This window comes from Methylobacterium nonmethylotrophicum, assembly GCF_004745635.1.
GTDB classification, from domain to species: Bacteria; Pseudomonadota; Alphaproteobacteria; order Rhizobiales; family Beijerinckiaceae; genus Methylobacterium; species Methylobacterium nonmethylotrophicum.
The window spans coordinates 1-12,598 of the sequence record NZ_SRLB01000010.1; the positions used below are offsets into that span (position 1 = coordinate 1).

At 72.9% G+C, this 12,598-nt stretch carries 11 protein-coding genes; 7 read left to right on the forward strand and 4 right to left on the reverse strand.

The features are described 5' to 3' along the window. Positions 1–100: 100 nt before the first annotated feature. From EU555_RS14545 to purM, 3 genes are all read right to left on the reverse strand, one after another. The gene (locus EU555_RS14545) at positions 101–457 is read right to left on the reverse strand and encodes a VanZ family protein (protein WP_135415371.1); all 357 of its coding nucleotides are present in this window, start codon (positions 455–457) and stop codon (positions 101–103) included. A gap of 182 nt (positions 458–639) precedes the next feature. Continuing rightward, complete coding sequence (purN, locus tag EU555_RS14550; protein ID WP_135415372.1) at positions 640–1,299, reverse strand: phosphoribosylglycinamide formyltransferase; 660 nt, start codon at positions 1,297–1,299, stop codon at positions 640–642. Continuing rightward, the gene (gene purM, locus EU555_RS14555; RefSeq protein ID WP_135415373.1) at positions 1,296–2,372 is read right to left on the reverse strand and encodes a phosphoribosylformylglycinamidine cyclo-ligase; all 1,077 of its coding nucleotides are present in this window, start codon (positions 2,370–2,372) and stop codon (positions 1,296–1,298) included. The genes purN and purM overlap by 4 nt, the downstream gene beginning before the upstream one ends. Positions 2,373–2,494: 122 nt before the next feature. On the opposite strand from purM, the gene EU555_RS14560 reads away from it, so the two are divergent. The 6 genes from EU555_RS14560 (at position 2,495) to EU555_RS14585 (ending at position 10,870) form a co-directional block, all read left to right on the forward strand. Continuing rightward, positions 2,495–3,037: a CDP-alcohol phosphatidyltransferase family protein gene (locus tag EU555_RS14560; RefSeq protein ID WP_167858551.1), complete on the forward strand. Its 543-nt coding sequence runs from the start codon at positions 2,495–2,497 to the stop codon at positions 3,035–3,037. A gap of 114 nt (positions 3,038–3,151) precedes the next feature. Beyond that, positions 3,152–4,315: an AI-2E family transporter gene (locus EU555_RS14565; protein WP_135415681.1), complete on the forward strand. Its 1,164-nt coding sequence runs from the start codon at positions 3,152–3,154 to the stop codon at positions 4,313–4,315. A 24-nt stretch (positions 4,316–4,339) separates the two neighbouring features. Then, a complete protein-coding gene (locus tag EU555_RS14570) occupies positions 4,340–5,074 on the forward strand; it encodes a P-loop NTPase family protein (RefSeq protein ID WP_135415375.1) in 735 nt (244 codons plus the stop codon). 56 nt (positions 5,075–5,130) lie between these two features. Then, positions 5,131–7,551, forward strand: a complete 2,421-nt coding sequence (locus EU555_RS14575; protein WP_425375115.1) for an RNA degradosome polyphosphate kinase — start codon at positions 5,131–5,133, stop codon at positions 7,549–7,551. Positions 7,552–7,606: 55 nt separating this feature from the next. Then, positions 7,607–9,160, forward strand: a complete 1,554-nt coding sequence (gene ppx / locus EU555_RS14580) for an exopolyphosphatase (protein WP_135415376.1) — start codon at positions 7,607–7,609, stop codon at positions 9,158–9,160. Positions 9,161–9,352: 192 nt separating this feature from the next. Beyond that, entirely contained in the window at positions 9,353–10,870 is a 1,518-nt protein-coding gene (locus EU555_RS14585) for a flavin-containing monooxygenase (protein WP_135415377.1), read from the forward strand. 9 nt (positions 10,871–10,879) lie between these two features. Here the strand turns inward: EU555_RS14585 and EU555_RS14590 are convergent, their stop codons facing one another. Continuing rightward, entirely contained in the window at positions 10,880–11,893 is a 1,014-nt protein-coding gene (locus tag EU555_RS14590; RefSeq protein WP_167858552.1) for an AraC family transcriptional regulator, read from the reverse strand. A 222-nt stretch (positions 11,894–12,115) separates the two neighbouring features. Here EU555_RS14590 and EU555_RS14595 point away from each other — a divergent pair, with 222 nt between their 5' ends. Next, positions 12,116–12,580 carry a cupin domain-containing protein gene (locus tag EU555_RS14595; RefSeq protein WP_135415379.1) on the forward strand — a complete coding sequence of 155 codons (465 nt, stop codon included), beginning with the start codon at positions 12,116–12,118 and terminating at the stop codon, positions 12,578–12,580. The last annotated feature ends 18 nt before the right edge of the window (positions 12,581–12,598 follow it).

A 12,598-nucleotide genomic window follows, 5' to 3' on the forward strand; every position in this document is an offset into this window, starting at 1 on the left:
TCAGGCTTTTGCTGTCTCTCCTGCTCGCCGCCGCACTCCGCATGGTCAGATCCGACCCGCCAAGCAGCCAAGCCGCCTGAGCGATTTCTTCACGGACGACTCACGCCTCGCCGCGCGGGTCGATGCGGGGCCAGAGCAGGCCGGCGGCCAGGGAGGCCGCCGCGCCGACGCCGCAGCCCACCACCTTCACCATGAAGTCGGTCACGCGCCCGTGCCGCGTCGGCTCGAGCAGCTGGAACGCCTCGAGCGCGCCGGCCGCCGCGACCGTCAGCACCAGCACCTGCCAGCGGTGGCGCGGATAGCCGAGCGCCAGCAGGAAGGCGAGCACCGCGAAGGCCCCGAACCGCTCGATCGAGACGGGCATGCCGCTGATCGGACGGTAGCCGATGGGGGCGATGGTCGCCAGGGTGATGGCGGCCAGGATCAGCCAGCCGAGGATGCGCGACGCTCTGGACATGGGAAGGAAGACCCGTGTGGGCGGGAAGGCCCGGGCTGTCGAATGACGCGAAAGCCGGTGCCAGATCGCACCGCGCATCGTAATCCTGCTTCGAAAGAATGAACGTTTCGTCCGCGGCGGCTGCGGCACGGTGACATCCGCGTGCTCCGCGGCGCACCGGAGGCGGCCGGACGGGCCTCGCATCAGGGCAGGGCCGGTGCCACCAGCGCTCCGTCGGCCGTCCCGCACCCCTCCGCGAACATCACGCGGCCTCCCTCGAGGCGCGCCCGGCCGCTCGCCACGAGCGCCAGAGCGGCCGGGTAGAGCCGGTGCTCCTGCACCAGCACCCGGGCGCTCAGGCTGTCCTCGTCGTCCCCCGGCAGGACCGGCACGGCGGCCTGGGCGACGATCGGCCCGGCATCGAGTTCCGGCACCACGAAGTGCACCGTGCAGCCATGCAGCCGCACGCCGGCCGCGAGCGCCTGGGCGTGGGTGTGGGTGCCGCGAAACAGCGGCAGCAGGGACGGGTGGATGTTGAGCATCCGCCCGGCCCAGGCCTCGACGAACCAGGGCGTCAGCACCCGCATGAAGCCGGCGAGCACCAGGAACTCGACCCCATGGCGGCGAAGCGCCGCGTCGAGCGCCCGCTCGAAGGCGGCGCGGTCCGGATGGGCGCGGTGATCGACCGCCTCGGTGGCGAGCCCCGCCGCCGCGGCGCGGGCGAGACCGGGGGCATCCGGGCGGTTCGAGGCGACGAGCACGATCTCGGCCGGGTAGTCCGGCGCCTGCGCCGCCTCGATGAGCGACACCATGTTGGAGCCGCGGCCCGAGATCAGGACTCCGATTCTGGCGCGGCCGCTCATAGGGCGAGCCGGCCCGAGAAGGTGACGGGCGCCTCGCCCCGCGGCGTGATCCGCCCGAGGTGGACCGGCGCCTCGCCGGCGGCGTTCAACGCTTGGCTCACCGCGTCGACACGGGCGGGATCGACCACCACCACCATGCCGATGCCGCAGTTGAAGGTGCGCAGCATCTCGGCCTCGGCGACGTTCCCCTGGCGGGCGAGCCAGCCGAAGACCGGGGGCGCCGTCACCGCGTCGAGGTCGATCGCGATGCCGACGCCGTCGGGCAGCACCCGCGGCAGGTTGTCGGGGAAGCCCCCGCCGGTGATGTGGGCGAGCGCCTTGATGGCGCCGGGCCCGGTCTGCTTGAGCGCCGCGAGCAGCGGCTTGACGTAGATGCGGGTCGGCTCGAGCAGGGCCTCGCCGAGGCTGACGCTGGAGGCGAACGGAGCCGGCGCGTCGTAGCCGAGGCCCGACGCCGCCACGATCCGGCGCACCAGCGAGAACCCGTTCGAGTGCACGCCGGAGGAGGGGAGGCCCAGCACCACGTCGCCTGCCGCGATGCCCGGCACCGGCAGCAGCGCGCCGCGCTCGGCGGCCCCCACCGCGAAGCCCGCGAGGTCGTAATCGGCGCCGTCGTAGAGGCCCGGCATCTCGGCGGTCTCGCCGCCGATGAGCGCGCAGCCGGCCTGGCGGCAGCCCTCGGCGATGCCCTTCACGATGTCGGCGCCCACCCCCGGCACCAGCTTGCCGGTGGCGTAGTAGTCGAGGAAGAACAGGGGTTCCGCACCCTGCACGATGATGTCGTTGACGCACATCGCCACGAGGTCGATGCCGATCGTGGCGTGGCGGCCGGTCTCGATCGCGATCTTGACCTTGGTGCCGACGCCGTCATTGGCCGCCACCAGGATCGGGTCCCTGAAGCCCGCCGCCTTGAGGTCGAACAGGCCGCCGAAGCCGCCGATCTCCGCGTCGGCCCCCGGACGGCGAGTCGCCCGCACCAGGGGCTTGATCGCCTCGACCATGGCGTTGCCGGCATCGATGTCGACCCCCGCCTCGGCGTAGGTCATCCCGTTCTGGCGCTCGCCCGTCGTCATCCCGCTGTCCTTCACTTCCCCGCGACCGCTCGTCCATCCGCCGCACTTGGCCGCTCGTGGCCGCTCTTAGCGGCTCTTGCCCGCGACCGCGAGTCGGGGCAGCCCGGGGCGCCATGACGCCGATGACGACCCTCTTCCGATCGCTGCCGAACCTGATCACCGCCGCGCGCCTCGCCCTGGTGCCGCTCGTCGTCTGGGCGATCCTCCGGGAGGCCTGGGGGACCGCCTTCCTGCTCTTCGCCCTCGCCGGCCTTTCCGACGGCATCGACGGCTGGCTCGCCCGCCGCTACGGCCTGGCGAGCCGCCTCGGCGCGATCCTCGATCCGCTGGCCGACAAGGCCCTGATGCTCGCCGTCCTGGTGAGCCTGGCCCATGCGGGCATCGTGCCGGTGTGGTTCCCGGCAATCCTGATCGCCCGCGACGCCCTGGTGGTCCTGGCCGCCGGCCTCGCCCGCCTCGCCGGCCGCCCCCTGGAGACCCCGCCGCTCCTCATCGGCAAGCTCAACACCGCGTGCCAGATCGCCTTCCTGGCCTGGCTCATCGGGGCCCGGGCGCTCGGGGTCCACGTCCCGGCGATCGAGGCCCTCGCGATGCCGGCGCTCGCCGGGCTGTCGGTCGCGTCGGCCCTGGTGCAGGGCCTTCGCGCGGTGCGGGCCGGGGCTTGAGCGCGCGCCCTGACCCCGCCCGTCCGTCCGGCTTGACCCAGCGGCGACGCCCTTCCATCTCGGGCCGGCCGGGGCGCGACGGATTCGCGCGTGACGGGTTCAGCGACGATGCCGATCCAACGCCGGGCCGCCATCACCCTGGCCGTCCTCGCCCTCGTGGTTTTCCTGCTCTACGAGCTGCGCGATGTGCTCTTGCCCTTCGTGGCCGGGGCCGCGCTCGCCTACGCCCTCGACCCCGTCGCCGACCGGCTCGAGCGGCTGGGCGTCGGGCGGCTCGCCGCGACGCTGATCATCCTGGCGGTCTTCCTGTTCGGGCTGATCCTGGCGCTGATCCTGGTGGTGCCGCTCGCGGCCAACCAGGTCGCGGCCCTCGTCGCCTCGCTGCCGGCGATGATCGCCAAGCTCCAGGCGATCATCGCCGAGCGGGCCGGTCCCCTGATCGAGCGCGCCGGCGGCGGCAGCGCGCTGCAGGACCTGCAATCCTCGGTCGGCAACCTGATGGGGCAGGCGGTGGCCTGGATCCTCGGCTTCCTGCGCTCGCTGTGGTCCGGCAGCCAGGCGGTCGTCGGCATCCTGTCGCTGCTGGTCGTGACGCCGGTCGTCGCATTCTATCTCCTGGTCGACTGGGACCGGATGATCGCCACCCTCGACCGCTGGGTGCCGCCGCGCCACCGCGCCACCGCCCGGATGCTCGCCCGCGACATCGACGGCGCCATCACGGCCTTCATCCGCGGCCAGAGCCTGGTCTGCCTGATCCTCGGCACGTTCTACGCCCTCGGCCTGTGGCTGGTCGGGCTGAATTTCGGCGTGCTGATCGGCCTGATGTCGGGCTTCCTCACCTTCATCCCGTATGTCGGCTCGCTCACCGGCTTCCTGCTCTCCACCGGCGTCGCCCTGGTGCAGTTCTGGCCCGACTGGGTCTCGGTGGTGCTGACCGTCGCGGTGTTCCTGATCGGGCAGTTCCTCGAGGGCAACGTGCTCCAGCCCAAGCTCGTCGGCGACGCGGTGCGGCTGCACCCGGTCTGGCTGATGTTCGCGCTCCTCGCCTTCGGCTCGCTGTTCGGCTTCCTGGGCCTGCTGCTGGCGGTGCCGGTGGCGGCGGCGCTCGGCGTCGTCGCGCGCTTTGCGGTGCAGCGCTACCTCGAGAGCCGCCTCTACCACGACGGCACGCCGATCCTCACCGTCGACGCCGCCATGGCCACGCCGGCGGCAACCGGCGCGACGGCGACCAAGCCGATGGTGGCGAATCCGGTCCCGCCCGCCATATCGAAGCCCTGACCCGCGCGAGACGCCCGACACCGCATGCCCGACCAGCCGCGCCAGCTCGCCCTCGACCTGCCCGTCGCCCCCCGCTTCGGCTCCGAGGACTTCCTGGTCAGCCCCTCCAACGAGGAGGCCTATGCCCGCATCGAGGCCTGGCCGGACTGGCCGGACCGGGTGCTGGTGCTCACCGGCCCGCCGGGCAGCGGCAAGAGCCACCTCGCGGCGATCTTCGCCGAGCGCTCCGGGGCCCTCACGCTGCCGGTCGCCGCGGTGACGGCGCAGGCGGTGCCGGACCTCGCCGCCGCCCACGCCCTGGTGATCGAGGATGCCGACCGGGCGGAAGGCCGCGACGAGGCCGCCCTGTTCCACCTCCTGAACCTCGCCCGCGAGCGGGGCCTGAGCTTGGTGGTGACGGGCTCGAGCCCGGTCGAGGCCTGGGGCCTCGCCACCCCGGACCTGCGCTCGCGCCTGCGCCTCGCCCCCGGCATCGCCGTCGCCCCGCCCGACGAGGCCTTGCTCAAGGTCGTGCTGGTCAAGCTCTTCCTCGACCGGCAGCTCGTCGTCGACACCAGCGTGGTCGACGCCCTGGCCCTGCGCCTCGACCGCTCGCTGGCGCGGGCCCGCGACGTGGTGGCGGCCCTCGACCGCGAGGGCCTGAGCCGGCGCCGGCGCATCACCCGGCCGCTCGCGCTCGCCACCCTGGCGGCCCTGGACGGGAGCGGGGAGGCGGATTCGGACGAGGCGGAGGACGAGGAACCGGAGGCCGAGACCTGACGACCGCGCGGAGCGGTGCCGCGGCCGGCTCACGGGAGCACACTGAGCGCGAACGGATGCCTTCCGGCGCCGTTCACGCAAATGTCAAACTGTCCTGTCACCGGGGAGGGCTGGAAGCCCTGACCCGGCGTCGAGTCCAAGGAGGAGTCATCGTGTCGGATACCGCTGCCGGAGCCAGTGCCATCCCGGTCCTCGACGAGACCGAGGCCACGCCTGCGGCTCCGGAGGGCGGCCGGCGCGACGGGGCCGAGGGGCTGGCCGCCCCACCAGCGGTGCGCGTCGCCCAGGAGGCGGACGCGGCCGAGGGCGCCGCCCGCCAGGCCAAGGTCGAGGCGGTGGCGGCCGGCCGGGCCCTGCGCCAGGAGCCGGGCCGCTTCGTCAACCGCGAATTGTCCTGGCTGCAGTTCAACCGCCGGGTGCTCGAGGAGGCCTCGAATACCGGCCACCCGCTCCTCGAACAGCTGCGCTTCCTGTCGATCTCGGCCAACAACCTCGACGAGTTCTTCATGGTGCGGGTCGCCGGCCTGCACGACCAGGTGCGGGCCGGGCTGACCGCGCCGTCCGCCGACGGCCTGTCGCCGGCCGAGCAGCTCGCCCGCATCGACGCCGAGGTGTCGGGGCTCGCCCGCGACCAGCAGCGGCGCTGGCGCGAGCTGCGCGCGGCCCTGCACCAGAACGGCATCGACCTCGTCGAGGCGATGGACCTCTCGGCGGAGGAGGCGGCCTGGCTCGAGGATTACTTCCTCCAGCACATCTTCCCGGTCCTGACGCCGCTTGCCATCGACCCGGCGCATCCGTTCCCGTTCATCCCCAATCTCGGCTCGACCATCGCCCTCACCCTGGTGCGGCCGCGCGACGCGAGGGTGCTGCGGGCGCTGATCCGCCTGCCCTCGATCATCGACCGCTTCGTGCGGCTGCCCGACGGCGGCGGCACCGCCCGGTTCATCGCCATCGAGCAGGTGATCGTGCTGTTCACGAGCCGCCTCTTCCCGGGCTACCTCGTCAAGGGCCAGGGCGGCTTCCGGGTGGTGCGCGATTCCGACCTCGAGATCGAGGAGGAGGCCGAGGACCTGGTGCGCCACTTCGAGACGGCCCTGAAGCAGCGCCGCCGGGGCGTGGTGATCCGCCTCGAGGTCGATGCCGGCATGCCGGAGGACCTGCGCACCTTCGTCGCCGACGAGCTCGAGATCGCGGTCGACTCGGTCTTCCTGGTCGAGGGGATGCTGGCCCTCAACGAATTGTCGCAGATCGTCGGGATCGACAGGCCGGACCTGAAGTTCAAGCCCTACAACCCGCGCTTCCCCGAGCGGATCCGCGAGAGCGGCGGCGACTGCTTCGCGGCGATCCGCCAGAAGGACTTCATCGTCCACCACCCCTACGAGTCGTTCGACGCGGTGGTGCAGTTCCTGTCCCAGGCCGCCCGCGACCCGAACGTCGTGGCGATCAAGCAGACGCTCTACCGCACCTCGTCGAACTCGCCGATCGTCGCGGCCTTGGCGGAGGCCGCCGAGGCCGGCAAGTCCGTGACGGCCCTCGTCGAGCTGAAGGCGCGGTTCGACGAGGAGGCCAACATCCGCTGGGCCCGCAACCTCGAGAAGGCCGGCGCGCAGGTGGTGTTCGGCTTCATCGAGCTGAAGACCCACGCCAAGCTCTCGATGGTGGTGCGCCGCGAGGGCGACCGCCTGGTGAGCTACTGCCATGTCGGCACCGGCAACTACCACCCGATCACCGCCCGGATCTACACCGACCTGTCGTTCTTCACCGCCGACCCGGTGATCGGCCGCGACGTCTCGCGGATCTTCAACTTCATCACCGGCTACGCCGAGCCGGCGGAGCTGGAGCGAATGGCGGTCTCGCCGCTGACCCTGAAGACGCGGCTCCTCGAGCATATCGCCGAGGAGGTCGCGCACGCGCGTGCCGGGCGGCCGGCGGCGATCTGGATCAAGTGCAACTCGCTCGTCGACACCCAGATCATCGACGCGCTCTACGACGCCAGCGAGGCCGGGGTGCCGATCGACTGCGTCGTGCGCGGCATCTGCTGCCTGCGGCCAGGGGTGCCCGGCCTATCCGAGAACATCCGGGTCAAGTCAATCGTCGGGCGCTTCCTGGAGCATGGCCGGGTCTACGCCTTCGGCAATGGCGCCGGGCTGCCGCACCCCAAGGCCCGGGTCTACATCTCGTCGGCGGACCTGATGAGCCGCAACCTCGATCGCCGGGTGGAGGCGATGCTGCCGATCCTCAACCCGACCGTGCACCAGCAGGTGCTCGACCAGATCATGATGGCGAATCTCCTCGACAACCAGCAGAGCTGGCGTGTACTGGCCTCCGGCGCGAGCGAGCGGGTCGAGCCCGCCGAGGGCGAGGAACCCTTCAACGCGCACAAGTATTTCATGACCAACCCGAGCCTGTCGGGCCGCGGGAAGGCATCGAAGAAATCGAGTCCGCGCGCGCTCAGCCGGCGCGCCCAGCGCGCCTGACGCACCCCCAGGCGGGGGCTCCTCGCGTCCGGCGCGCCCGTCATGAGGACCCTGGATGGGCCTGGATCACGCCGCCGTCACGCAGACCGCTCCCCTGAACGAGACCGCGCTCGCGCAGATCGCGCCCGGCGCCCCCGTGGCGATCATCGATATCGGCTCGAACTCCGTCCGGCTGGTCGCCTATGCGGGCATCAGCCGGGCGCCGACGCCGCTCTACAACGAGAAGGTCCTGTGCGGCCTCGGCCGCAACGTGCTGACCACCGGCCGCCTCAACGAGGAGGCGGTGCGCCGCGCCCTCCAGGCGCTCGCCCGCTTCCGCGTCCTGTGCGACACGATGCGGGTCGGCCAGGTCTTCGTGCTCGCCACGGCGGCGGCCCGCGACGCCGAGAACGGCCCGGCCTTCCTCAAGGCCGCGGAAGAGGCCTGCGGCGAGAGGATCGAGCTGCTCTCCGGCCGGCGCGAGGCCGAATTGTCGGCCTACGGCGTCATCTCGGGCTTCCACGCGCCGGACGGCGTGGTGGGCGACCTCGGCGGCGGCAGCCTCGAACTCGTCGACGTGCGCGGCGCGGCGGTCGGCAGCGGCGTCACCATGCCGCTCGGCGGCCTCGCGCTCCAGGACCTCAGCGGCGGCTCGCTGAAAAAGGCCCGCAAGATCGCCGCGGACGCCCTCAAGAAGGCCGGCCCGCAGCTCGACACCCTCAAGGGTCGCACCTTCTACGCCGTCGGCGGCACCTGGCGCGCGCTCGCCCGCCTGCACCAGGCGGCGCGGGATTACCGCCTGCACGTCATGCACGGCTACGCGATCGAGCCGAACGACGAATTGTCCTTCCTCCAGGTCGTCGAGCAATCCGACGCCGCGACGCTCGCCGCCGTCGAGAGCGTGTCGGAGGCCCGCCGGCCGCTCCTCGCCTATGGGGCGGTGGTGCTGGAGGAGGTGATCCGCTCCGGGCGTCCCCGCGAGATCGCGATCTCGGCCACCGGCGTGCGCGAGGGCCTGCTGTTCGAGAAGCTCGACGCCGCCGCCCGGGCCTGCGACCCGCTGCTGCTCGCCGCCGCCGAGCTCAACCGCCTGCGCTGCCGCAGCCCGGGCCACGGCCCCGAATTGCAGGCCTGGACCGACGCCTTCATGGCGAGCCTGTCGACTCCGGAGACCGCCGACGAGCGGCGGCTTCGCCACGCCGCCTGCCTGCTCGCCGATGTCGGCTGGCGCACCCATCCGGATTATCGCGGCGAGCAGAGCCTCAACGTCATTGCGCACGCCTCCTTCGTGGGCATCGACCATCCGGGCCGAGCCTACCTCGCGGTGGCGGTGTTCTTCCGCCACGAGGGCGTCGCCCCCGAGAAGGCGAGCCCGCTCCTGCGCCAGCTCGCCGGCCCGCGCCTGTTCGAGCAGGCGCGGCTCCTGGGCGCGCTCCTGCGCGTCGCCTTCCCGGTCTCGGTGGCGATGCAGGGCATCCTGCCGCGCACGCCGCTGGCGATGAAGGACGGCGCCATCGTCCTCACCCTGCCGCCGGACCTGCGCGACCTCGCCAGCGACCGGCTGTCGAACCGGCTGCGCGGGCTCGGGCGGCTGCTGGGCGTCGAGGCGCGGATCGCGATCGGGGGGTGAGGCGGCGCCCCCGCAGCACGCGTGGTCGGCGGTTCCCGTCCGCGCGGCGTCAGCGGCGGTCGCGCCGCTTTCCCGCGCGATCCGGATAGGCGGGGCGCGGACGGGATAGCTCCGAGGCCGGCCCCGCACGACACTTCCCCGGATCGATCGCGCCGGATCCTGCCGGCGCCTCCGCGTCGGGAAGGGGGGACCATGGTCGCGCAGCGCACCATCTGCGTCATCGGCTCGGGCATCAGCGGGCTGGCCGCCGCCAAGGCGTTCCGGGAGCGCGGGCACCACGTCACCGTCATGGAGCGCGGGCCCGACCTCGGCGGGGTATGGGAGCCGTCCCGCTCCTATCCGGACGTGCGGACGCAGACCCCGCGCGACATCTACGCCTTCAGCGACATGGCGATGCCGGCGGATTACCCGGAATGGCCGGCGGGCGGGCAGGTCCACGCCTATCTGCGCGCCTATGCGGAGCGGTTCGGCCTCGTGCCGGCGATCCGGTTCGGCTGCACGGTCACCGGCCTGACGAAGCGTCCCGGGCAGGGCTGGGACGTGACGACGGCCGGCGCCGACGGCACGGCCGGTACGCAGACCTACGATTTCGTCGCGATCTGCACCGGCCAGTTCAGCCAGAAGAACGCGCCGACGCATCCCGGCGCCGACGCCTTCCGGGCGGCCGGCGGCGCCATCCTGCATTCGAGCGAGCACGCCGACGCCGAGGCGGTCCGCGGCCGGCGCGTCGTGGTGCTCGGCTACTCGAAATCGGCGACGGACGTGGCGGTCAGCGCGGTCCGGCACGGGGCCGCGGCGGTGACGATCGTCTACCGGGAGCCGGCCTGGAAGATCCCGTACTTCTTCGGCGGCCTCGTCAACTTCAAGCGGATCCTCTACTGCCGCGCCGCAGAGGCGATGTTCCTGCCCTTCGATGCCGGCCCGGTCCGCCGGCTCGCGCACCGGCTCGCCACGCCGCTGATCTGGGCCAACTGGCGCGCCCTGGAGGCCCTGCTGACGGCGCAGTTCGCCCTCAGGCGCAGCGGTCTGCGGCCGCGCACCCGCATCGAGGACGACATCCACTGCAACCTCGCGGTCGAGACGCCGGGCTTCTACGCGATGGTGGCGGACGGCCGGATCACGGCGCGCCGGGGCACGATCGCGGCCTACGAGGGCGGCACCGTCCGGCTCACCGGCGGCGAGCGCGTGGCGGCCGACCTCGTGGTGATGGCGACCGGCTGGCGCCAGGAGGTCCCGATCCTCGCGCCGGCCGACCGCGCGCGCCTCGTCGATCCGGACGGGCAGTACCGGCTCTACCGCATGATGGTGAATCCGGACCTCGCCGATCTCGGCTTCGTCGGCTTCAACTCGAGCTTCGCCACCACCCTGTCGGCCGAGCTCGGCGCCGCCTGGCTGGTGCGCTACATGGACGGACGGCTCGCGCGGCAGCCGACGCGGGCCAGGATGGAGGCGGAGATCGCCCGCTCGCTGGCGTGGCGGCGCGGCGAGCGCCCCGCCGCGGCCCATTACGGCGGCCTCTGCATCGCGCCCTACCACAACCGCCATTTCGGCGACCTGCTCGGCGATATCGGCGTGCCCACCCGCGAGGCGAACCCGCTCACCGCCCTGTTCGCCCCGCTGCGCCCGCCCGTCTACGCCCGGCTCCTGGCCCGCGCACCGGCCTACCGGGCCGAACCCGCCGACCGCCAGGCCGCCGCGCGGGCCGCCTGACGCCGGCCCTCAGCGGCGGCACCGGCGCAGGGTCCGGGAGGGCGCCTCGCCGAAGCGCTCGCGATAGGCGGCCGCCGCCCGGCCGAGATGGTTGAGCCCCACCGCGAGGGCGAGGTCGCCGACCTTCGCCTCGGGCCCGGCGCCGAGGATCAGGCCGCGCCACCGGTCGAGGCGCTGGGCCAGGATGAAATCCGAGATCGTGCTGCCGCGGAAGCGCCGGAACCCCTCCTGGAGGGACCGGACGCTGCTGCCGGCCCGCGCGGCGAGGTGCGGCAGGGTCAGCGCCGCGTCGAGATGGGCGCGGACGTACTCCTCCGCCCGGCGCACATGCGCGGGCGCCGCGCCCCGCTGCACCAGCGCCTCCGGCGCGTCGCCGCGCTCCAGCATGTGCCCGACGAGGAGCGTGACGAGGGCCGAGGCCAGCTCGCGCTCGAGCGGCCCGTCGCCGGCCTCGTTTCGCCCGCGGCCCTCGGCGAGGTGCAGCAGCAGCCGGGCCTGGGCGGCGATCGCCGCGCCGCGCGGATGCGCCAGATCGATGGCCGGATCGAACCCGAGGGCGCGCGGGACCCGGTCGAGCACCCGGACGAGATGCTCATCCAGCACGTCGCGCGGCACGAGGAGGATCAGCTTGGCGCAAGACCCCTCCCAGACCATCCGGGTCGGCAGGGACGGGGAGAGCAGGGTGGCCCGCCCGGCATCGGCGATCGCCGCATGGCGCCCGTGCTCGACCAGGGCTGCCCCGGCGAGCGGGATCTGGAGCAGGGCGAAGCGGTCGAGGCAGCCGGGATCGATCTCGACCCTGGCGCCGTAGGCCACGTAATTGAGCGTGAGCGCGCCGAAGGCCGCGGTGTGGTGGTGGGCGTCGAACACGGCGGCGGCGCCGGGGCCGACCGGCACCAGCCGGTGCGGGCAGAAGATCCGCCCGATCCGCTCGCGCGCCTCGTCGACCTCCCGGGTCGCGACCCGGGTGTAGCGGGCGAGCGGGCGGGAAGCGTCCGTCGCGGGTGAGGAAGCGTCGTCCACGGGCCCATCCGACGTCCAGGCCGATGGACGATTCTGCCCGGGACGGAGACGACCGCACAAGTGCCGCAAGGGGAAGGCGCGCGCATTTTCGCGTAATCCGGACAGCGATCGCCTCGACCGGATAGCCGAACCGCGCCCGATCCCCGACACTCCCGGGGACGGCGCCCGGACGGATCCATTCCGCGCGCCGCGGTCACCGGGGCCCGACGGGGAGCATGGTTCATGAGCGCAGCGAAGATTCTGACGGCCGGGATCACGCCGGCCGGCACAAGCGTCCACGGCACCGCCTGGAACATCCTCGGGCATACCTACTGGCACAAGGCCGACAGCGACGGCGCCTTCGCGTTCGAGACCTTCGACCCGCCCGGGACCTTCGTGCCGCCCCACATCCACCCGACGCAGGACGAGTTCATCTACGTGCTGGAGGGGACCTTCGACCTGTATCTCGACGGTGCCTGGCTCAAGGCCGGGCCCGGCGACCTCGTCCGCATGCCGATGGGCAAGCCGCACGCCTATTACAACCGCACGGACACGCCCAACCGGGCGCTCTTCTGGGTCAGCCCGGGCGGCAAGCTGAAGGCGCTGTTCGACCTGCTGCACGACCTCGCCGACCCGGAGGAGGTCGTGCGCCGCTCGGCCGCCTGCGATGTCGACTTCCTGCCGCCGGGCGCGGTCCCAGGCGCCTGAGGCGGTGCGATCCTCAGG